Source organism: Aurantiacibacter gangjinensis, assembly GCF_001886695.1.
In the GTDB taxonomy this organism is placed as follows: domain Bacteria; phylum Pseudomonadota; class Alphaproteobacteria; order Sphingomonadales; family Sphingomonadaceae; genus Alteraurantiacibacter; species Alteraurantiacibacter gangjinensis.
The window spans coordinates 941,300-961,259 of the sequence record NZ_CP018097.1; the positions used below are offsets into that span (position 1 = coordinate 941,300).

Below are 19,960 nucleotides of genomic sequence, written 5' to 3' on the forward strand. Positions count from 1 at the left end.
ACCCCTGTTTCTCCCCCTCAAGGGAATGTGAAAAAATGAACGAACTGACCAAATTCACGAACCAGCTGGCGAAGCCCGAAACCTTCGACCAGATCCAGATCGGCCTTGCTTCGCCGGAGCGTATCCGCAGCTGGTCCTTCGGCGAAATCAAGAAGCCGGAAACGATCAATTACCGTACGTTCAAGCCCGAGCGTGACGGCCTGTTCTGTGCGCGCATCTTCGGTCCCGTGAAGGATTACGAATGCCTGTGCGGCAAGTACAAGCGCATGAAATACAAGGGCGTCGTCTGCGAAAAGTGCGGCGTTGAAGTCACCGTTACCAAGGTGCGCCGTGAGCGTATGGGCCACATCGAACTGGCCGCGCCTGTCGCTCACATCTGGTTCCTGAAGTCGCTGCCTTCGCGCATCGGCCTGCTGCTCGATATGCAGCTGAAGCAGCTCGAGCGCGTGCTGTATTTCGAAAGCTACATCGTGACCGAGCCCGGCCTCACGCCGCTGGAGAAGTTCCAGCTGCTGACCGAGGACGAGCTGCTCGACGCGCAGGACGAATATGGCGAAGACGCTTTCACAGCCGGCATCGGTGCCGAAGCGGTGAAGATCATGCTGATGGATCTCGATCTGGAGCAGGAGCGTGCCGACCTTCTTGAAGAGCTGGAGACGACCAAGTCCACGCTCAAGCCCAAGAAGATCATCAAGCGCCTGAAGGTCGTCGAAAGCTTCATCGATTCGGGCAACCGCCCGGAATGGATGATCCTCGAAGTCGTGCCGGTCATCCCGCCGGAACTGCGCCCGCTGGTGCCGCTGGATGGCGGCCGTTTCGCGACGTCCGACCTCAACGATCTCTATCGCCGCGTCATCAACCGTAACAACCGCCTGAAGCGCCTTATGGAGCTGCGCGCGCCGGACATCATCGTCCGCAACGAAAAGCGCATGCTGCAGGAAGCTGTCGATGCGCTGTTCGACAACGGTCGCCGTGGCCGCGTCATCACGGGTGCCAACAAGCGTCCGCTGAAGTCGCTCTCCGACATGCTCAAGGGCAAGCAGGGCCGCTTCCGCCAGAACCTTCTGGGCAAGCGCGTCGACTATTCGGGTCGTTCGGTCATCGTAACCGGTCCGGAATTGAAGCTGCACCAGTGCGGCCTGCCCAAGAAGATGGCCTTGGAGCTGTTCAAGCCGTTCATCTACGCGCGCCTCGACGCCAAGGGTCTTTCGATGACCCTCAAGCAGGCGAAGAAGTGGGTGGAGAAAGAGCGCAAGGAAGTCTGGGACATCCTCGACGAAGTCATTCGCGAGCACCCTGTGCTTCTCAACCGCGCACCGACGCTCCACCGCCTCGGCATCCAGGCGTTCGAGCCCGTACTGATCGAAGGCAAGGCCATCCAGCTGCACCCGCTCGTCTGCTCGGCCTTCAACGCCGACTTCGACGGCGACCAGATGGCCGTCCACGTGCCGCTTTCGCTGGAAGCCCAGCTGGAAGCACGCGTGCTGATGATGTCGACGAACAACATCCTCAGCCCCGCCAATGGCAAGCCGATCATCGTGCCTTCGCAGGACATGGTGCTGGGTCTCTATTATCTCTCCATGGACCGCGAAGGCGAGCCGGGCGAAGGCAAAGTTCTGGGCGATATCGACGAGGTGCACCAAGCGCTTCACGTCGGTGCCGTCACGCTGCACTCCAAGATCACGACCCGCGTCCCGCAGACGGATGAGAAGGGCAAGACTTACATGCAGCGGGTCGAAACGACGCCTGGCCGCATGTTGATCGCCGAGTGCCTGCCCAAGAGCCACAAGGTGCCATTCGAGGTCGTCAACCGTCTTCTCACCAAGAAGGATATCGGTGACGTGATCGACGAGGTCTATCGTCACACCGGCCAGAAGGACACGGTGCTGTTTGCCGACGCCATCATGGTGCTGGGCTTCCGCCACGCGTTCAAGGCGGGCATCAGCTTCGGCAAGGACGATATGATCATCCCGGACACCAAGGACGGTATGATCGACGAGACCAAGGCGCTGGTTGCCGATTACGAGCAGCAGTACCAGGACGGCTTCATCACCCAGCAGGAAAAGTACAACAAGGTGATCGACGCCTGGAGCCGTTGCGGCGACCAGGTGGCGAACGCCATGATGGAAGAGATCAAGGCGACGCCGAAGGACGACGATGGTCGTGAAGCGGCGATCAACTCGATCTACATGATGAGCCACTCCGGTGCCCGTGGTAGCCCGGCGCAGATGAAGCAGCTCGCCGGTATGCGCGGCCTGATGGCCAAGCCTTCGGGTGAGATCATCGAGACGCCGATCATCAGTAACTTCAAGGAAGGCCTGACCGTTCTTGAATACTTCAACTCCACCCACGGCGCCCGCAAGGGTCTGGCCGATACGGCGTTGAAGACGGCGAACTCGGGCTACCTGACCCGCCGCCTGGTCGACGTGTCGCAGGACTGCGTCATCGTCGAAGAGGATTGCAAGACCAGCAATGCGCTGGAAATGCGCGCCATCGTGCAGGGCGGCAGCGTGATCGCCTCGCTGGGCGAGCGTATCCTTGGCCGGACGGTGCAGGATGACATCATCAACGCCGCTACCGACGAAGTGATCGTCAAGGCCGGCACGATGATCGACGAGCCGATGGCCAAGGCCATCGAGGATGCCGAAGTGCAGCAGGCGAAGATCCGTTCGCCGCTGGTCTGCGAAGCCGAGCAGGGCGTGTGCGCCAAGTGCTACGGTCGTGACCTTGCACGCGGTACGCCGGTAAATATCGGTGAAGCCGTCGGCGTGATCGCCGCGCAGTCCATCGGTGAGCCGGGCACGCAGCTGACGATGCGGACCTTCCACATCGGTGGTGCGGCGCAGGTGAATGAAACCAGCCACCTTGAAAGCATGTCGGACGGCAAGGTCGTCTATCGCGACATGCCCACCATCAAGGACAAGAAAGGCCGCCGCCTTTCGCTCGCCCGCTCCGGCGAGATGGTCGTGATCGACAATGAAGGTCGCGAGCGCGCCATCCACCGCGTGCCCTACGGTACCGTCCTCATGTTCAAGGATGGCGCCAAGGTGAAGGAAGGCGATCGTCTGGCGGAATGGGATCCGTTCACCCTGCCGATCATCACCGAGCAGGCGGGTACCGTTCGCTATCAGGATCTTGTCGAAGGCAAGACACTGGAAGAACGCACCGACGATGCCACCGGTATCGCCCAGCGCGTGGTCATCGAGTACCGCGCCACGGGCCGTTCGAAGAAGGATGACCTGCGTCCGCGCATCACCCTTTTGAACGATGCCGGGGACGAAACCGAAGCGGCACGGTACATGCTTGCTCCGGGTACCACGCTGTCGGTCGATGACGGGCAGGAAGTGCAGGCCGGTGACATCATCGCACGTGCCAGCCGCGAAGCGTCGAAGACGCGCGACATCACCGGCGGTCTGCCGCGTGTTGCCGAGCTGTTCGAAGCGCGTATTCCGAAGGACGCCGCCGTGATCGCCAAGATCGACGGCAAGATGGAGTTCATTCGCGACTACAAGGCCAAGCGCAAGATCGCCATCGTTCCGGAAGAGGGCGATCCGGTGGAGTACCTGGTGCCGAAGACCAAGGTCATCGACGTGCAGGAAGGCGACTTCGTGAAGAAGGGCGATACGCTCATTTCGGGTTCGCCCAATCCGCACGACATTCTGGAAGTGCTGGGGATCGAGGCGCTGGCCGAATATCTCTGCACCGAAATCCAGGAAGTCTACCGATTGCAGGGTGTGAAGATCAACGACAAGCACATCGAGGTGATCGTTCGCCAGATGCTGCAAAAGGTCGAGATCACCGATGGCGGCGACACCACGCTGCTGCCGGGCGAGCAGGTGGACCTGGACGAGATGAACGACGTCAATTCCAAGCTTCCCCCGCGCAAGAAGAAGGCGGTCGGCAAGCCGATCCTGCTTGGTATCACCAAGGCAAGCCTGCAGACCCGCAGCTTCATCTCGGCGGCCTCCTTCCAGGAAACCACCCGCGTGCTGACGCAGGCGGCGGTTGAAGGGAAGAAGGACACGCTGATCGGCCTGAAGGAAAACGTGATCGTGGGTCGCCTCATCCCGGCAGGTACGGGCGCCGGCATGAACCGCCTGCGCGTTACCGCTTCCAGCCGCGATGCTGCGCTTCGTGCTCAGTACAAGAAGATGCAGGATGCGCTGGTCGCTGCCGAGGAAGCCGAAGCGGCTGCCAAGGCAGAAGACCTGGTTGCCCCTGAATCTGCCGAAGCCGAACACGAAGCCGAACTGGCGCAAGGTCCGGAAGCAGCGATCGGCGACGATCCGCTGGCACGCGTGGAGGGCGAAACCCATGGCACCGATGCCGATGCGGGCGACTACCTCAACGAAGACGCTGCCGATCACGACGGTACGGTGGAAGAGGCCGAAGCCGACACCACCGAAACCAAGCCGGATGATACCGCCGAATAAGGCTGCATTCAGCGAAAATGATGAAAGGCCCCGGAAGCATCGCGCTTTCGGGGCCTTTTTCATTGGTCCGCTGGCCGCGCGTTCTGGAGACTGGGCAATGAAACATGTGCTTTTGACTATCGCCGCAAGCTGCCTGCTGGGCTGCGCGCCAACGCCGACGCAGGATAATAATTCTGCAGAACAGGCGAACACCGCAAGTGCCGATCATGTTTCCGGCCGGTATCAGGTTTTTGCGCTGAATGAGGTAGCGCTAACGCCGAGCGCAAACGGCTTGCCCGAGGTGACGATAGAAGACGGTCGCCTGCATTTGCAGTCGCAGTGCATCTTTCACGATTGGGAATTTTCCCGCGATGGGGAGACGGTCCGCACCGGCTCGTGGGATTATGGCGACGAGGCGGTGGGCATGTGCGCTCGCGGGCTGACCGAAACCGAGCAGACCAGTATTACCGTTCTGTCGGAGGTTGACCGGATCATCCGCGTGGCGGGCGGCTATTACCTCTCCGGTCCTGCGGGCAATATCCAACTCCAGACCATTCCGGATCCTGCCGAGGTCGCCGCTCGCGATGTCGATCTGAGGGGGCATTGGTCGGTGCGCTCGCTCGATGGAGCGGACCTGCCATACTCGATCGAACTGCAGGCCAATTTCGACGAGATCTGGTGGAACCCGGGATGCGCGGGGCAAGGTCGTCAATACGCCATCGATGGCTCCGCCTTCTCGACCGTGCCGCCGCCCGATGGAGCGCGAGAGGTCTGCGCCATCGGCTACCCCGAAGAATTGCCACGCATCTGGCAGGTTATGGATCAGGCGGAGACGATCGTCTCACGGCGCGACGGCGTGGTCGTGATCTCCGGCCCGGACGGCACGGTGGGCTTGGTGCCTGCGCCGGCGCCAATTCAGGATTGAGCATTTAAACGCTATTGCAAATCATTCGCATTGCAATGCTGCGACGAGGCGCTAGACTTGCTGCGAATCAATCGCAACTAGCTGTCAGGATCGTCTATGTCCGATAATCGTGCCGCCACCACCGTCAGCCCCGCCGCACGCAACGTGATCCGCTCGCTCATGCAGATGCCGACCATGCCCTATCGCTCGGCGGTGCAGATGCGCGTGGTGCTTGGCATTCGCTGGATGGCGCTGTGCTCAAGGCGCGGGCACGATCCGGTGGTGGAACTGACCCAGCGCCTCGGCTCGGTAACGGCGGCCAAGGCTTTTCTCGATTTTGCCGATCTGGCGGGCCGCTGCTGGCCCGATACCGTGCAGGTGATGCGGCCTTGCTGCGTGCAGATGACGGCGGATGAAACCGTCTTTGCGGGCATGGCCGATGCGGCGGCGCGTGCGGATCGTGATGCCTTCGGGACTGTGCTGGCAGGCCTCATCCGTCACGACCGGCATGAGGCGCTGTACCAGGCTGCCGTCGCTGCAGTTGCATCGGGCAGCTGACCATCCGCTTGCGCGATCCGGGCTTGTGACGCGCGCGCCCCGCGCGTAATCGCGCCTTCCATGACCACGATCACCCGCTTCGCGCCGTCGCCCACGGGCCGCCTGCATGTCGGCAATATCCGCACCGCGCTGCACAACTGGATGCTGGCGCAAAAGGCCGGTGGGCGCTTCATGTTGCGCATCGACGATACCGATGCAGAGCGCAGCCGCGAGGAGTATGTCGAAGCGATCCGCGAGGATCTGGCGTGGCTGGGCCTGCACCCCGATGGCGAGGAACGGCAATCTGCACGGCTTTCGCTGTATGATGAGGCGTTCGAACGGCTGAAGGACGCAGGCCGCGTCTATCCGGCCTATGAAACGCAGCAGGAACTCGAACTGAAGCGCAAGGTCCAGCTCGGGCGCGGACTGCCGCCGATCTATGATCGGGCTGCGCTCGCCCTGTCCGAAGACGACCGCGCCGCCAACGAAGCTGCCGGCGAGATGCCCCACTGGCGCTTCCGCCTCGATCATGATGAGCCCATCACGTGGGAAGACGGGGTGCGGGGCGCGCAGAAATTCGACGCTGCCCAGCTCTCCGATCCGGTCATCCGCCGCGCCGATGGCTCGTGGCTCTATATGCTGCCCAGCTGTGTCGACGATATCGACATGGGCATTACCGATGTGCTGCGCGGGGAAGATCATGTGTCGAACACCGCAGTGCAGGTGCAGATGTTTACAGCGCTCGGCGCCCAGCCGCCGCGCTTCGCGCATGAGGCGCTGCTGGTGGGGCGTGAAGGCAAGCTCTCCAAGCGCCTGGGATCGCTCGGCTGCGATGCTTTCCGCGAACGCGGTATCGAGCCCGAAGCATTGATCGCGCTGCTGGCCCGGCTCGGCACCAGCCTGCCGGTGGAGCCTATCGCCCATCGCGACACGCTTGTTGGCACCTTCGACCTTTCGACTTTCGGGCGCGCGCCCGCCAAGTTCGACGATGCCGAGCTTGACCGCGTCAACACCGCCATCGTCCACCAGTTGGACTATGCAGACGTCGCGGATCGCCTGCCGCACGGCATGTACGATGCCGCGTGGCACGCCATCCGCCCCAATCTCGAAACCGTGGGCGGTGCAAGGGAATGGTGGGCTATCGTACAGGGCCCGGTCACGCCGCCCGAGATGAACGGCGATACGCGGGCTTATCTCGCCGAAGCGGCCAGTACCCTCGAGTGGTCTGCCACGCCATGGCAGGATCTGACCGCCACGCTGAAGGCGCAGACGGGTCGCAAGGGAAAAGACCTGTTCCTGCCGCTGCGACAGGCACTCACGGGGCAGAACCATGGTCCGGACATGGGTGAGCTGCTGCCGCTGATTGGGGAAAAAGAGGCGCGCAAACGCCTTCAGAATGCAGCTTCATCCTGATCCATCGGCCGTTCGTCGATGCCATGTAACATAGTCACTTGACGTTCACGCAGGGGCTTGTAGGGCCGCCATGATATATTGTGACCTTTGACCGGACGGACCCAAACCCATGCGTTTCACTGTAATTACCGCCCTGCTGGCGACAGCAGCCATGCCCGTCTCCGCGCTCGCGCAGGATGCCGCGAACGATGAGGATACCGACGGCGAAGTCGTGCACCAGGATCGCATCGTCGTCCGCGCCCCCGGCGTGGACGAGCTGAGCATCCTTGCCGGCACATCCATTGTGCAGGGCGAGGATTTGCTGCGCGAGCAATCGGGACAGATCGGCGAAGTGCTCGACGGTCTGCCGGGCGTCGCCACCACCGGCTTCGCGCCGGGTGCCTCGCGCCCGATCCTGCGCGGCCTCGATGGGGAGCGCGTACGGGTGCTGACCGACGGCATCGGCAATATCGATGCCTCCAACACCTCCGCCGACCACGGCGTCTCGATCGACCCGCTGACGGCGGAACGGATCGAAGTGCTGCGCGGGCCTGCAACGCTGCTTTACGGCTCCTCGGCAGTGGGCGGCGCGGTCAACGTTATCAGCCGCAGCCTGCCGCGCACCATGCCCGAAGGCGGCATGGACGTGGAAGCGCTGGCCGCTTACGACACGGCTTACGACCTGCGCCAGATCGGCGGTTCCTTTAACGTCGCGCTGTCGGATGACTTCGTGCTGCACGCCAATGGCAGTTACCGCGAGACGGACGATTTCGAGATCCCCGACTTCCAGCTGACGCCGGACCTGCGCGCCGACCTGTTGGCCGACGCCGCCGAGGAAGAGGACGAAGGCGAGTTCGAGGAAGCCGAAGAGCTGCGCGAACAGGCCAATGTCGAAGGCTTCGTGCCTAATAGCTACACAGAGACCTACTCCTTCGGCGTAGGCATGGGCTATGTCGGCGAAGGCCTGCGCATCGCGGCGTCTGCGGGCTATTACGACACGCTTTATGGCATTCCGGCCGGCCCCGGCGGCCATGGTCATGGCCATGGCGGAGACGATCATGACGACGATCATGATGATGACCACGATGACGATCACGGCGAGGAAGAAGGCGAAGAAAACATCGCCATCGACCTGAAGCAGGTGCGCTTCGACTTCGAAGCCGGCGTCGCACTGGGCGGCTTCTTCGACGAGTTGGTCGTGCGCCTCGGCCATTCCGATTACACGCATACCGAGCTGGAGGGCGACGAGATCGGCACCGTGTTCGACGTGCGCGGCACCGAGGGCCGGTTCGAGCTGACACAGGCGCCGACCGAGAACTGGCGCGGCGCGATCGGCGCGCAATTCTACCTGCGCGATTTCCAGGCGATCGGCGAAGAGGCTTTCGTTGCCCCGAACGAGACCGAGCAATTCGCCCTTTTCACCCTGCAGGAACTGATGTTCGGCCCGGTGGAGCTGGAAATTGGCGCTAGGTATGAAAACACAACCCAATCCTCGGCCCCGCTTGGTATCGAGCGCGATTTCGATACCTTCTCGGGCGCGGTGGGCCTCGCCTACACGGTCAGCCGCGATGCGCGCATCGGCTTCAACGCGACGCGCACCGAACGCGCGCCCGCCGGTGAGGAACTCTTCGCCGACGGCCCGCACCTCGCCACCCAGCAATTCGAGATCGGCGATCCCGACCTAGGCGTCGAGTCCGTATGGGGGCTGGAAGGTTATTTCGATGCCAATATCGGCCGCGTGCAGGCCCGCGTTGCCGCCTTCTACAACACATTCGACGATTTCATCTACCTGAGTGAAACGGGCGAAGAAGAGGACGAGCTGCCCGTCTTCGAATTCCTGCAGAACGATGCCGATTTCTACGGCTTCGAGGTCGAGGCATCGGCACCCATCGCCACCTTCTCGGGCGGTACGATCCTGGCCGATGTAGGCGCGTCCTATGTCGAGGCCGAGCTGAACGATGGCACCCCGTTGCCGCGCATCCCGCCGCTGGAGCTGTCGGGCGCGCTGGAATGGCAATCCGACCTGTTCGACCTGCGCGGCGAAGTGGAATGGTATGACGACCAGACCCGCACCGCGCCGTTCGAGGAAGAGACCGAAGGCTTCACCCATGTGAATCTTTCGGCCGCCATCCACCCCTTCCGCGGAGACCGCTTCGTGCTGCTGTTGCAGGCGAATAACATCTTCGACGTGGAAGGCCGCCGCCATACCAGCTTCACGAAGGAATTCGTGCCGCTGGCCGGCCGCAACTTCCGCATCACGGCAAGAACGAGGTTTTGATTGCGAAGCCGCATCCGCGGCTTCGTCCTCGCTAGACGCGCTTCGCTACGCTACGCGCCCGCTGCGGGCGGGCGTTTGCCCTTGCCCTCGGCTTGCGCCGAGCGATTTCTGGAGCGCTGCTTGGGGTTAGCACTGTACTCGGAGGCGAAAGCTTCCGACAGCGAGCGAACGCGAAGCCCGCAGGTGCCGCGCAGCCGGAACGCAGTCCCGGCGGAGCGAACAGCACCGAGGATGAACCGGCGGATGGTGGTTCACAATCTCGGAAGCGTTACTCCGCGCTGGCCCATATATTTGCCCGCGCGGTCGGCATAAGTCGTCTCGGGCCGTTCATTGCCTTGTAGAAACAGGAACTGGCATGCGCCTTCATTGGCGTAGATCTTGGCGGGCAGCGGCGTGGTGTTGGAGAATTCCAGCGTCACATGGCCTTCCCAGCCCGGTTCCAGCGGGGTGACGTTCACGATGATGCCGCAGCGCGCATAGGTGCTTTTGCCAAGGCAGATGACGAGCACATCGTCGGGGATGCGGAAATACTCCACCGTCCGCGCCAGCGCGAAGCTGTTGGGCGGGATGATGCAGCAATCAGTTTCCTTGTCGACGAAGCTGTTGCTGGCAAAATCCTTCGGATCGACCACCGCACTGTCGATATTGGTGAAGATCTTGAACTCGGGCGCGACGCGGGCGTCGTAGCCATAGCTCGAAAGCCCGTAGGAGATGTTCCCCTCGCGGCGCTGCGCTTCCACAAACGGCTCGATCATGCCGTTGTCCTGCGCTGCCTTGCGAATCCACTTGTCCGATAGAATGGCCATCAGCGATGGATTCCCCAAGCCGCGCCGCAGGGCAAGGCCGTGCGGGGCAGAGCGGGGCGTTTTCCCAATGAGTCTGATCGGCTAGGGCGGCGGCGATGAAGATCGTGTTCAGCAGGAAAGGGTTCGACAGCTCGGCGGGCGGCGGGCCATCGCCCATCGTGGACGGGCGGCCAATCAGCCTGCCGATCCCAGCCAGTGGTGCGCTTTCACGCACCACCTATGGCGAATTGGGGCTGGGCGAACATGCAGCATCGGCTTCGCGCGGCAGGTTGGGGGCGGATAGCCTCTGCCATCACGATCCCATGTTCCTGGACGATGGGCGCGCCATTCTTGGCCAGTGCAGCGCCGCCCAGACTCATCTTGAGCGGCAGGGCGTGGGCGAGGGCGACGTATTCCTGTTCTTCGGCCTTTTCCGTGAAGGCAAAACCCCGCCGCACCATCGCATCTTCGCATTTCTCAAGGTCGAGGAAATGCTGCCGCTTGCGACCGCCTCACCGAAGCGCATTGATGCGTTGCGCGATCTCGGCATGCCGCACGCCATCGGGATGCACGCGGCCAACGATGTCGCATGGATCGGCCGTGGTCGGACCGCGACCCGCGCTTCCGACAGGCTGCGCCTGACAGTCCCGGAAGGGCCGCCCAGCCTGTGGCGCATCCCGCCATGGCTGGCCGAGACGGGACTAAGCTACCATGATCGCCCCTCCCGCTGGGAGCGTGCCGGTCGCCTGCAAAGCGTGGCGCGCGGCCAGGAATTCGTCGCCGATATCGGCGAGCGATCGGACGCGAAGGACTGGCTGGCTGCGACTATGGAAGAAATCTAGGCAAGCTGCGCGGCATGGGTGCCACGGGCTGCGGCGTCGCCGTTCAATGCATTGATCCCGGCATGCACGCGCGCTTCGATTTCGTCGCGCTGCAAGCCCGCTTCGATGGGCTCGCCGAAATGCAGCGTAATGGTGCCCGGCCGCTTCCAGACGCGGTGATAGGACGGCCCGCTCGTCACGGCCACCGGCACGACCGGCAGGCGGAGGAGCTTATACAGGGCGGCGAAACCCGATTGCAGCGGCGGACATGACCCATGCGGCACGCGCGTGCCTTCGGGGAAGATGATGATCGGGCGATCATCCTCCACCAGCGGTTGCACTTCGCGGATCATGCTGCGCAGCGCTTTCGCGCCTTGGTTTCGGGCAACCGGGATCAGGCCGTAGATCCGCGCCACGCGCCCCCAGCCGGGGATGGCGAACAGCTCCTGTTTGGCGAAGAGTGCGGGGTGGTCGAAGCGGTATGGCAGATTGATCGCCTCGAACATGCTTTCATGCTTGATGGCGTAGAAGGCGCGGCCCTCGGGGCGTGTGCCGGTCTCGATCACTTCGATGCGCAGCAGCTTTTCGCACAGCATCTGGTGAAAACCGGACCACGCATCGCAAATGCCCCGCAGCCTCTCGCGGGCAACGAAGATCGCCGCAACGGCCGCAATCACATAGGCGCAGCTGCCCCAGAAAAAGCAGAAATAGAACGCGGTATTGCGCAGGTAGATCATCCCAGCACCTGAAGCACCCATACCGCGATGAACTTGTGATATTCAAGGAACAGCGTGTCGAGGCTCGCTTGCGATTTCACCGCATCGCGTGTGACAGAGGTGTCGTCGGGCAGCTGGTCCTGCAATTCCAGCGCGGCGCGGCGCATGTGATAGTCCGCCGTGACCAATCGCAGCGAGTTGTAATCGCGATCCTCCAGCCACTGCGCCGTTTCCCGCGCATTGCCGCGCGTATCGAGGGCGGAAAAGCCGAGCGTCACGCAGCAGTCCATGATGCGGGAAGGCACATCGAATTCAGCCTGGAATTCAGCGGGCTGCACGGTCGTGTCCACGCCTGTCACCAGCATCTGTTCGGCAGCGCCCGTTTGCAGAATTTCAAGGCCGCGCTCGATCCGTCCGCCGCTGCCGGTGGGAACGACGATCGCGTCAGTCTGCGCGCGTGCGGCGGGCTGGGGCAGTGCGATGGAAAACCACACGAAGCCAAGGGCCCACACGATCAGCGGGATCGCAACAAGGCGGCGGATCAACATGGGTTTCTGCCCGGCTCCCAAATTCACAACATGCGCCGCAGCGCGCCGATCACGGTGATGCGGGCGGTCAGCATCGCCAGCAGCACGCCGCAGATAGGCACGCAGGCGATCGCAATCCAGTCCCGAATGGTCAGCGCGCCGCCCGTCATCAGTCCCGATCCGAGCGCGGCGAACTGCTGGGCGAGCACGAAAATCGCGCCGACGCCCAATGCCAGCCCGGCTGCCCCGCCAAGAGCGGCATCCATGCCGATGGAACGCTGGAAGATGCGCGCGATCTGGCTGTCCGTCCCGCCGAGGTGGTGGATGACGTCGATCGTATCGCGATTGGAGCCCAATGCACTGCGCGCCGCCAGCCAGATGGCGGCGACGCTGGCAAGCGCCAGCAACACGACGAGCCCGATGGCGAGGTATTGTACAGTGCGGATCGCCTCGAACACCGGTGCCAGCCACCCGGCCTGCGCATCCACCCGCGCCGAGGGAGCCACGGCGGTCAACTCGCTGCGGAGCGCGCGCAGTCGATCTGCGGTAATGTCTTGCGAGAGGCGCACGTCGATCAGGGCGGGGACAGGCACGGCGTCTTCCTGCCCGCTCGTCTCGCCAAGCCACGGGGAGATCAGGGCTTCCAGTTCCTCGTCCGGAACGCGCACAACCTGCGCCACATCATCGCGGCCCTGCAGCAGGCGCACTGCCGCTTCTGCCTGCCGCTCCCGCGCAGCGGGAGCGCCTTCGACGATCTGTACGGTGATGTCGCCTGCAATCGCCGCCCGCGCATTGCCAGCGACATTGCTGAGCGAGAGGCCAAGCGCGGTCGCCATGACGGTCAAAGCGATCATGATAGCGATCACCCACGGCATCGGCCCGGCAATGCGCGCCTGCGGCAACATGCGCGCGCTTTCGCTGCCGAAGCGCGGCGATCCGCGGCGGATGAGGGAAGGAGCGTCGCTCAAGATCCGGCAGCCTCTCGCCGGGGCGGATAGCGCAGGGCGCCGGTGGGATCGGACAGCGTGCCCCTGTCGAGCCGCATGATGAGCGAATCCGGCACTTTGCGCAGCAAATGCACGTCGTGCGTCGCCACCACCACCGTGGTGCCGAGGCGATTGAGCGCCTCGAACAGCCGCAGCAGCTTGACCGCCATGTCCGGGTCGACGTTACCCGTTGGCTCGTCCGCAACGAGAATTTCGGGCCGGGCAATCACTGCGCGGGCGATGGCGACACGCTGCTGTTCCCCGCCAGATAGCGTGGCCGGGCGCGCATCGCGGCGATGGTCTAGCCCCACCCATTCCAGCATGTCGGATACGGGCTTCGCAATCTCTCCCTCGCTCATGCCGGAAATACGCAGCGGCAGGGCCACATTGTCGAAGGCAGTCAAGTGTGGGATCAGGCGGAAATCCTGGAAGACCGTACCGATCCGGCGCCGGAAATCGGGCAGGCGGCCGCGCTTTTGCGTAATCAGGTCGTGCCCGAACATGCGGATTGCGCCGCGCGTGGGGCGCTGCGCAAGGTAGAGCAGTTTGAGCATGCTCGTCTTCCCCGCACCGCTGGCACCTGTCAGGAAGTAGAAACTGCCGGGATAGAGCGTAAAGGAAATATCGCTCAGCACCTCACGGTCGGTGCCGTAGCGCAGTCCGACATTATCGAACTGGACAATGGATTGCTCGGCCGCGCTCATAAGGCGGGATTAGGAGCAATCATGCTGCGCGGGAAGGGCCGTGTCGCCATGGAAAGCCGGAATAGGGGCTGCTCTTTGTGGAAAAAAGCCCGAACCGGGCCGATGTTGCGGTGCGCGGCGCTTGTTGCATGGGATGCACAGGCGTAACGCATTGGTTCGTGCGATGATCATCCAGTGCCCTGCCTGCTCGACGAAATACGTCGTGCCCGACACCGCCATCGGCGTGGAAGGCCGCACCGTGCGCTGTGCGAAATGCCGGCATAGCTGGTTCCAGGATGGACCTGTGCTGGAGCGGCCTGCGCAGGTGGAACCCGCATTTCCGCCACCGCCACCGCCACCACCGCCGCCACCGTCGCCAATACCGCCGTCGCCAGTGCCCCCGCCTGCTGCGCCTGTGGTCGAGCGCGCGGAGGCCGAACCGCGAGCAGCCGAGCGCGAGAGCGTGCCGGACGAGCCAGCGCCCACTCCGACGCCGGTTGCAGAGCGCGAGCCGGAACCACAACCCGAACCGGAGCCGGTCGAGGATCGCCCGCCACCGGTGCAGGAAGAGCCCGCGCCGCCTCCTCCGCCGCCGGTCGCGGATCCGGAAGACGACTATGACGACGATTATTCGCAATTCGACGCAGAACCGCCATTCCGCCCCCGCCGCAACACGCTTAAAATGTGGACATGGGCAGGCGTGATTTTTGCAGCGCTTACCGCAGGCACGATATTCGCCGTCAGCTATTGGGGCCTGCCCGACTGGGTGCCGGTGGAACAGCCGACCTTTGCTGCAAGCAATGACAGCCTCCAGCTTGAATTCCCGCAGGAGGAGCAGGAGCGCCGCCGCCTGCCCAATGGCACGGAGTTTTTTGGCGCAAGCGGACGCATCACCAATATCGGCACCGACACGCTGGATGTGCCGACCATCCTCATCGTGCTGCGCGACGAGCGTGACGCCATCGTCTACAGCTGGGAAGTGCCGCCCCCGCAGGCGACCATCGCGCCGGGCGAAAGCGTGGCGGTGAACGAGGCCGTTACCGATATTCCGCCCCGCGCGGCCTATGCCGAATTCGGCTGGGCTCCGAACTAGCATTTCGCCGCTTGCAGGCGCGGGGGCACTTTGCTAGTGGCGCGCTCCTACCGAGACGGGGCAGGCCATGCTCCTTCCCAATATGATGTGCGGTCGTGGCGGAACTGGTAGACGCGCAACGTTGAGGTCGTTGTGGGTGAATAACCCGTGGAAGTTCGAGTCTTCTCGACCGCACCATCATCTTCTCCTGACAATCCGGCAATTCCTGCGCCAAAACGTGGCTTTTGCGCGCCCGGTATTTCGGAACCCGCGCGGCGTTATGGCCGTTGTTCGGAAAAGGAGATTGTACATGATTGGCAAGATTATCGGAGCGGCCGCTGGTGCCGCGGCAGGCAATGCGGCACGCGGCGTAAGCGGTACGGGCGGGGCCATTCTCGGCGCGCTCGCCATTCCTATTGCCCGCCGGATGGGCTTCATGGGTCTGCTGGGCGCTCTGGGAGCCGGCTACCTGCTGAAGCGCGCATCGGACAAGGGCGATCTCAATCGCACGGCAGGACAGCCCCGCGCAGCGGTCTGATCGCAGCATAAAACCGATTTTTCAGCGGCCTCGCTCTCCTTCCGGGAGCGGGGCCGTTTCGCGTCTATGCAGGGGTTGCGCGCGATGCACGAATATCCAGTGGATGGCCAAGACCTGCTTTCTTGAACCGAATCGCTGCCCTGCCTACCTCGAACGGGCAACACAGGATCGAGATACGCCATGGCTACCCATCACACCCGCATGCTCATTATCGGCTCCGGCCCCGCAGGCTATTCTGCAGCTATCTATGGAGCGCGCGCCGGGATGGAGCCGATCGTGGTGCAGGGGCTGCAGCCCGGCGGCCAGCTGACCATCACCACAGATGTCGAGAATTATCCCGGGTTCGAGGATGTGATCCAGGGCCCGTGGCTGATGGAACAGATGCAAAAACAGGCCGAGCATGTCGGCACGCGCATGATGTGGGATACGATTGTCGAGGTCGACCTCGAGAATGGATCTCCGTTCCGTGCCATCGGCGATAGCGGCGATGAATATGTGGGCGATGTGCTGGTGATTGCCACGGGCGCGCAGGCGAAGTGGCTGGGCGTGCCGGGCGAGGAAGAGCTGGGCGGCAAGGGCGTGTCGGCCTGTGCGACTTGCGACGGCTTCTTCTATCGCGGCAAAAAGGTCGCTGTGATCGGTGGCGGCAATACCGCTGTCGAAGAGGCGCTCTACCTCACCAATCACTCCGACGATGTGACGCTGATCCACCGCCGCGACGAATTGCGCTCGGAAAAGATCCTGCAGGATCGCCTATTCGCCAGCGAGAAGATTACCCCGCTGTGGAACAAGACGGTGGAACGGTTCGTGGCCGGTGAGAATGGCGCGCTGGGCAAGCTGGAACTGGTGGACACCGTCACCGGCGAAAAGAGCGAGCTGGACGTGGACGGCGCCTTTGTCGCCATCGGCCACGCGCCCGCGACCGAGCTGTTCAAGGGCAAGCTGCCGATGGACGATAGCGGCTATTTGCTCGTCGAGCCCGGCACGCCCAAAACCGCGATCCCCGGCGTCTTCGCTTGCGGCGATGTGATGGACCACACCTATCGCCAGGCGGTGACGGCGGCGGGTACGGGCTGCATGGCGGCGCTGGATGCCGAGCGCTTCCTGGCGACGCTGGAATTCGCGGCGAAGGAAGCGGCGGAGTAATTTGGCGGGCGTGCTTTATCTCGACGACCTGACTGTCGGCGACAGGTTCGAGAGCGAGCCATACGAGATGACCGAGGCGGCGATCATCGCCTTCGCGCGGGACTACGATCCACAGCCCTTCCATGTCGATCCGGACGCGGCGCAGGACACCTTCTTCCAAGGACTTGCGGCGAGCGGGTGGCACACCGCCGCCATCACCATGCGGCTGATGGTGCAATCGGTGCCCTTCGCCAATGGCGCGATCGGTGCGGGCGGCGACTTGCGCTGGCCCGAACCCACCCGCCCTGGCGACAGGCTGCGGCTGGTGACGACGATAGAAGACATCATTCCAAACCGCTCGAAGCCGGGCCGCGCGCGGGTGGTGGCGCTGTGCCAGACGCTGAACCAGCACGATGCGATCAAGCAGGAGTTTCGCCCGAACCTGATGGCATGGAAGCGCGGGGTGGACCCGGCAGCATGAGAGCCTTCGCGTCGCTTACGGCATGTGGGCTTCTTGTTGCCTGTACCCACACGCCGGCCCAGCCGGTCGAGCCGTTGTCCCTTGCGCCGAACGGCTATGCCGGCGACATCTATTGGGCGAGCGTAAATGCGAGCGGCGGTTCGCAATGCGATCCCGGGCTTGGCGGTGCTGCGAGGGAGCAGTTCGAGCGTTATTTCGAATACCGCGTCGAAACGGTGATGGAAGCCTATGAGGCGCGATACGGGCCGGCACAGGAGTTCCTCGTTCCAACGATCTGCCGGCGCTGGAACGGTTCGGATGCAGCTTTCTTTCGCAACCTGCGCGATGAGCGCCGGGAATTCGACCGCTGGCTCACCCGTGTGGAGGCAGGCATTGAAAGCTGGGACGAGACCGGGATGGAGCGAAGTACGCAATAAGGCGTTGAAGCTTTGAGGTGTGTTTATGACCGAATCCGACTTGCTGAACCAGTATCGCCATTCGGCGAATAATTGCCGCCAGATGCTGGAGGCCATCGACCGCAAGCTCGCCCGCGCGCTCGATTGCCTTTACAAGAACGATTTCGACACCTGCCGTGAATTGCTGGAAGGGCTGACGAGCTCGCTGCCCGAAGCGATGGCCATTATCAGCCATGAGAACGACAGCCAGCGAGACGCGGCTGCCAAGGACAAGGGCTGTTAGTCCGCACTTCCGCCGCGCCCGAAATCGGGTCGCGCGTCATCCTGCCCTTGCTCGACGATCCGTCGCCTGATCTTGCGCGTGCGGCTGAATAGATCGTGCATGGCATCGCCGTCGCCTGCGTCGATAGCTTGCCGCATCCGTTCGAGGTCGCCTTGGAACCGGTCGAGCATGGAAAGCACGGCGTCGCGATTGTTCAGGAAAACGTCGCGCCACATGACCGGGTCGGAGGCGGCGATGCGCGTGAAATCGCGAAAGCCGCCGGCGGAATATTTGATGACCTCGCCGCGCGTTACCTCCTCCAGATCGCTCGCCGTGCCGACGATGGTGTAGGCAATCAGGTGCGGGATGTGGCTGGTGACGGCGAGCACCATGTCGTGATGCGCCGCGTCCATCACCTCGACGCGGCTGCCCAAGGCCTCCCAGAAGGCCACGAGGCTTTCCAGCTTCCCGCGTGGTGTATCCTGTGGCGGGGTGACGATGCACCAGCGATGCCTAAACAGCGCGGCGAAACCCGCATCGGGTCCGGATTGCTCGGTACCCGCCACGGGGTGCGCGGGAATAACGCTATGGCGAGGCAGGGCATCGGCTAGAGCCTTGGCGACCGACACTTTCGACGATCCCACATCGCTGACGATGGTGTGGGCCGGGAGGCCGGGTGCCATATCGCGCGCGGCGTCTGCCATCGCTCCGACCGGTACGCAAAGGATGACCAGATCGGCGCCGCGAACCGCTTCTACGGCAGTTTCCGCGATGCTCGACGCCAATCCGAGCTCGCGCGCTCGTTCTCGCACGGCGGGATCGGCATCGTATCCGCTGGTGATTACGCCTGTCAGGTTTTCGCGGATCGCCAAGCCGATGGAGCTGCCGAGCAGGCCCAGCCCGATGATAGCGACCCGTTCAAACATCCATGTCCTCGCCCGTCACGCGGCCCAGCGTATCGGCGATGATCTCCATGTCCGCGCGCTTGCCGATGGTGATGCGCAGCCCCTTGGAAAGCTCCGGTCCCGGCAAGTGCCTTACGGCATATCCGGCGTCCGCAATCGCTTCCAGCGCGCGCTGCGCCATCGCGGCTTCTGGGAACATCACCAGCACGAAATTGGCCTGGCTGGGCACTGCGCGTAACCCGCGATTGCTCAGCGCCTCGATACGGCGGACGAAATGCTCGCGCTCAGCACTGTTATGTTCGCGGCTGTGCGTCACGAAATCCTGGTCGGCTGTTGCCGCCAGCGCCGCGCGCTGCCCGCTGGAGGTGACGTTGAAAGGCCCGCGAATGCGGTTCAGCGCGTCGACCAGATGCGGCGCGCCCGTGGCCCAGCCGATGCGTTCAGCCGCGAGACCGTAAATCTTGGAGAAGGTGCGCGTGACAAGCGCGTTGTCGCTCTGCTGCGCCAGTTGCAGGCCGCCATCGCTGTCCTCGTCATTTAGATATTCGGCATAAGCCTGGTCCAGCACCAGCAACACGCGGGCGGGCAGGCGCGAATGCAATCGGGCGATGTCCTCGCGCGGAAGGAAGGTGCCGGTGGGATTGTTGGGATTGGCGATGAACATCACGCGCGTGTTCTCGGTTACCGCGCCCAGTAGTGCATCGACATCGGCGGTGAAATCGGCATCGGGCACTTCGACCGGGGTGGCACCGCAGCGGTTGGCAGCGATATCGTACACCGCGAAGCTGTGGCGGCTGAACACCACCTCGTCGCCGTGACCGGCAAAGCCTTGGGCGGCAAGGTTCAACAATTCGTCCGACCCGGTGCCGCACACGATGCGCGCCGGATCGAGGCCGTGCAAGGCGCCGATGGCTTCGCGCAAAGCCGTGGCGCCGGGGTCGGGATAAAGGCGCGGTTCGCCTGCCACGCCAAGCGCCTCAAGCGCGGCGGGCGAGCAGCCGAGCGGGTTCTCATTCGCGGAGAGCTTCACCAGCGGCCTGCCGTCGGCGGACTTGCTCTTGCCCGGCGTGTAGGCGTGGATCGCCTCGACATAGGGCTTCATCTGCGGGCGATCAGGAGATGTCTTGTCGGTCACTATGCG

The 19,960-nt window shown here is 63.4% G+C and carries 19 protein-coding genes and 1 tRNA gene; 13 read left to right on the plus strand and 7 right to left on the minus strand.

Annotation, left to right across the window (positions count from 1 at the left end):
• The first annotated feature begins 35 nt into the window (after positions 1 to 35).
• The 5 genes from rpoC (at position 36) to BMF35_RS13935 (ending at position 9,523) form a co-directional block, all read left to right on the plus strand.
• Positions 36 to 4,433: a DNA-directed RNA polymerase subunit beta' gene (gene rpoC, locus BMF35_RS04655; RefSeq protein WP_047007110.1), complete on the plus strand. Its 4,398-nt coding sequence runs from the start codon at positions 36 to 38 to the stop codon at positions 4,431 to 4,433.
• 97 nt (positions 4,434 to 4,530) lie between these two features.
• Positions 4,531 to 5,337 (plus strand): hypothetical protein, encoded by an 807-nt coding sequence (locus BMF35_RS04660; RefSeq protein ID WP_071961172.1) that lies wholly within the window; start codon positions 4,531 to 4,533, stop codon positions 5,335 to 5,337.
• A 96-nt stretch (positions 5,338 to 5,433) separates the two neighbouring features.
• On the plus strand, positions 5,434 to 5,874 hold the full coding sequence (locus BMF35_RS04665; RefSeq protein WP_052766068.1) for a hypothetical protein: 441 nt from the start codon (positions 5,434 to 5,436) through the stop codon (positions 5,872 to 5,874).
• Between the two features lie 60 nt (positions 5,875 to 5,934).
• Positions 5,935 to 7,266 carry a glutamate--tRNA ligase gene (gene gltX, locus BMF35_RS04670; RefSeq protein WP_047007112.1) on the plus strand — a complete coding sequence of 444 codons (1,332 nt, stop codon included), beginning with the start codon at positions 5,935 to 5,937 and terminating at the stop codon, positions 7,264 to 7,266.
• Positions 7,267 to 7,375: 109 nt separating this feature from the next.
• Positions 7,376 to 9,523, plus strand: coding sequence for a TonB-dependent receptor (locus BMF35_RS13935; protein ID WP_047007113.1), 2,148 nt, complete (start codon positions 7,376 to 7,378; stop codon positions 9,521 to 9,523).
• A gap of 251 nt (positions 9,524 to 9,774) precedes the next feature.
• Here the strand turns inward: BMF35_RS13935 and dcd are convergent, their stop codons facing one another.
• Positions 9,775 to 10,329 (minus strand): dCTP deaminase, encoded by a 555-nt coding sequence (gene dcd, locus BMF35_RS04680; protein WP_047007114.1) that lies wholly within the window; start codon positions 10,327 to 10,329, stop codon positions 9,775 to 9,777.
• Positions 10,330 to 10,424: 95 nt separating this feature from the next.
• Between dcd and BMF35_RS04685 the strand changes: the two genes are divergently transcribed.
• Positions 10,425 to 11,150 (plus strand): Nmad3 family putative nucleotide modification protein, encoded by a 726-nt coding sequence (locus BMF35_RS04685; RefSeq protein ID WP_047007115.1) that lies wholly within the window; start codon positions 10,425 to 10,427, stop codon positions 11,148 to 11,150.
• Here BMF35_RS04685 and BMF35_RS04690 read toward each other — a convergent pair.
• Genes BMF35_RS04690 through ftsE form a run of 4 tightly spaced genes read right to left on the minus strand, consistent with a single transcriptional unit; the run spans position 11,147 to position 14,062 of the window.
• Positions 11,147 to 11,866, minus strand: a complete 720-nt coding sequence (locus tag BMF35_RS04690; protein ID WP_173426193.1) for a lysophospholipid acyltransferase family protein — start codon at positions 11,864 to 11,866, stop codon at positions 11,147 to 11,149. The genes BMF35_RS04685 and BMF35_RS04690 overlap by 4 nt on opposite strands.
• Entirely contained in the window at positions 11,863 to 12,393 is a 531-nt protein-coding gene (locus BMF35_RS04695; RefSeq protein ID WP_418202101.1) for a YdcF family protein, read from the minus strand. Before BMF35_RS04695 ends, BMF35_RS04690 begins: the two co-directional genes overlap by 4 nt.
• Positions 12,394 to 12,416: 23 nt before the next feature.
• Entirely contained in the window at positions 12,417 to 13,340 is a 924-nt protein-coding gene (locus BMF35_RS04700) for a cell division protein FtsX (protein ID WP_236781559.1), read from the minus strand.
• Positions 13,337 to 14,062, minus strand: a complete 726-nt coding sequence (ftsE, locus tag BMF35_RS04705) for a cell division ATP-binding protein FtsE (RefSeq protein WP_047007117.1) — start codon at positions 14,060 to 14,062, stop codon at positions 13,337 to 13,339. The genes BMF35_RS04700 and ftsE overlap by 4 nt, the downstream gene beginning before the upstream one ends.
• Positions 14,063 to 14,213: 151 nt before the next feature.
• Here ftsE and BMF35_RS04710 point away from each other — a divergent pair, with 151 nt between their 5' ends.
• The 7 genes from BMF35_RS04710 (at position 14,214) to BMF35_RS04740 (ending at position 17,935) form a co-directional block, all read left to right on the plus strand.
• Positions 14,214 to 15,134 (plus strand): zinc-ribbon domain-containing protein, encoded by a 921-nt coding sequence (locus BMF35_RS04710; RefSeq protein WP_335622570.1) that lies wholly within the window; start codon positions 14,214 to 14,216, stop codon positions 15,132 to 15,134.
• An 89-nt stretch (positions 15,135 to 15,223) separates the two neighbouring features.
• A tRNA-Leu gene (locus BMF35_RS04715) sits at positions 15,224 to 15,311 on the plus strand.
• Between the two features lie 112 nt (positions 15,312 to 15,423).
• On the plus strand, positions 15,424 to 15,651 hold the full coding sequence (locus tag BMF35_RS04720) for a hypothetical protein (protein ID WP_047007119.1): 228 nt from the start codon (positions 15,424 to 15,426) through the stop codon (positions 15,649 to 15,651).
• 180 nt (positions 15,652 to 15,831) lie between these two features.
• Complete coding sequence (gene trxB, locus BMF35_RS04725) at positions 15,832 to 16,797, plus strand: thioredoxin-disulfide reductase (RefSeq protein ID WP_047007120.1); 966 nt, start codon at positions 15,832 to 15,834, stop codon at positions 16,795 to 16,797.
• Between the two features lie 10 nt (positions 16,798 to 16,807).
• Entirely contained in the window at positions 16,808 to 17,257 is a 450-nt protein-coding gene (locus tag BMF35_RS04730) for a MaoC family dehydratase (RefSeq protein WP_206539554.1), read from the plus strand.
• Between the two features lie 74 nt (positions 17,258 to 17,331).
• Positions 17,332 to 17,673 (plus strand): hypothetical protein, encoded by a 342-nt coding sequence (locus tag BMF35_RS04735; protein ID WP_047007122.1) that lies wholly within the window; start codon positions 17,332 to 17,334, stop codon positions 17,671 to 17,673.
• Between the two features lie 25 nt (positions 17,674 to 17,698).
• On the plus strand, positions 17,699 to 17,935 hold the full coding sequence (locus tag BMF35_RS04740) for a hypothetical protein (protein WP_047007123.1): 237 nt from the start codon (positions 17,699 to 17,701) through the stop codon (positions 17,933 to 17,935).
• Here the strand turns inward: BMF35_RS04740 and BMF35_RS04745 are convergent.
• Together BMF35_RS04745 and BMF35_RS04750 are read right to left on the minus strand one after the other, a co-directional pair.
• Entirely contained in the window at positions 17,932 to 18,840 is a 909-nt protein-coding gene (locus tag BMF35_RS04745; protein WP_047007124.1) for a prephenate/arogenate dehydrogenase family protein, read from the minus strand. The genes BMF35_RS04740 and BMF35_RS04745 overlap by 4 nt on opposite strands.
• Entirely contained in the window at positions 18,833 to 19,921 is a 1,089-nt protein-coding gene (locus BMF35_RS04750; RefSeq protein ID WP_047007125.1) for a pyridoxal phosphate-dependent aminotransferase, read from the minus strand. Before BMF35_RS04750 ends, BMF35_RS04745 begins: the two co-directional genes overlap by 8 nt.
• Positions 19,922 to 19,960 lie beyond the last annotated feature (39 nt).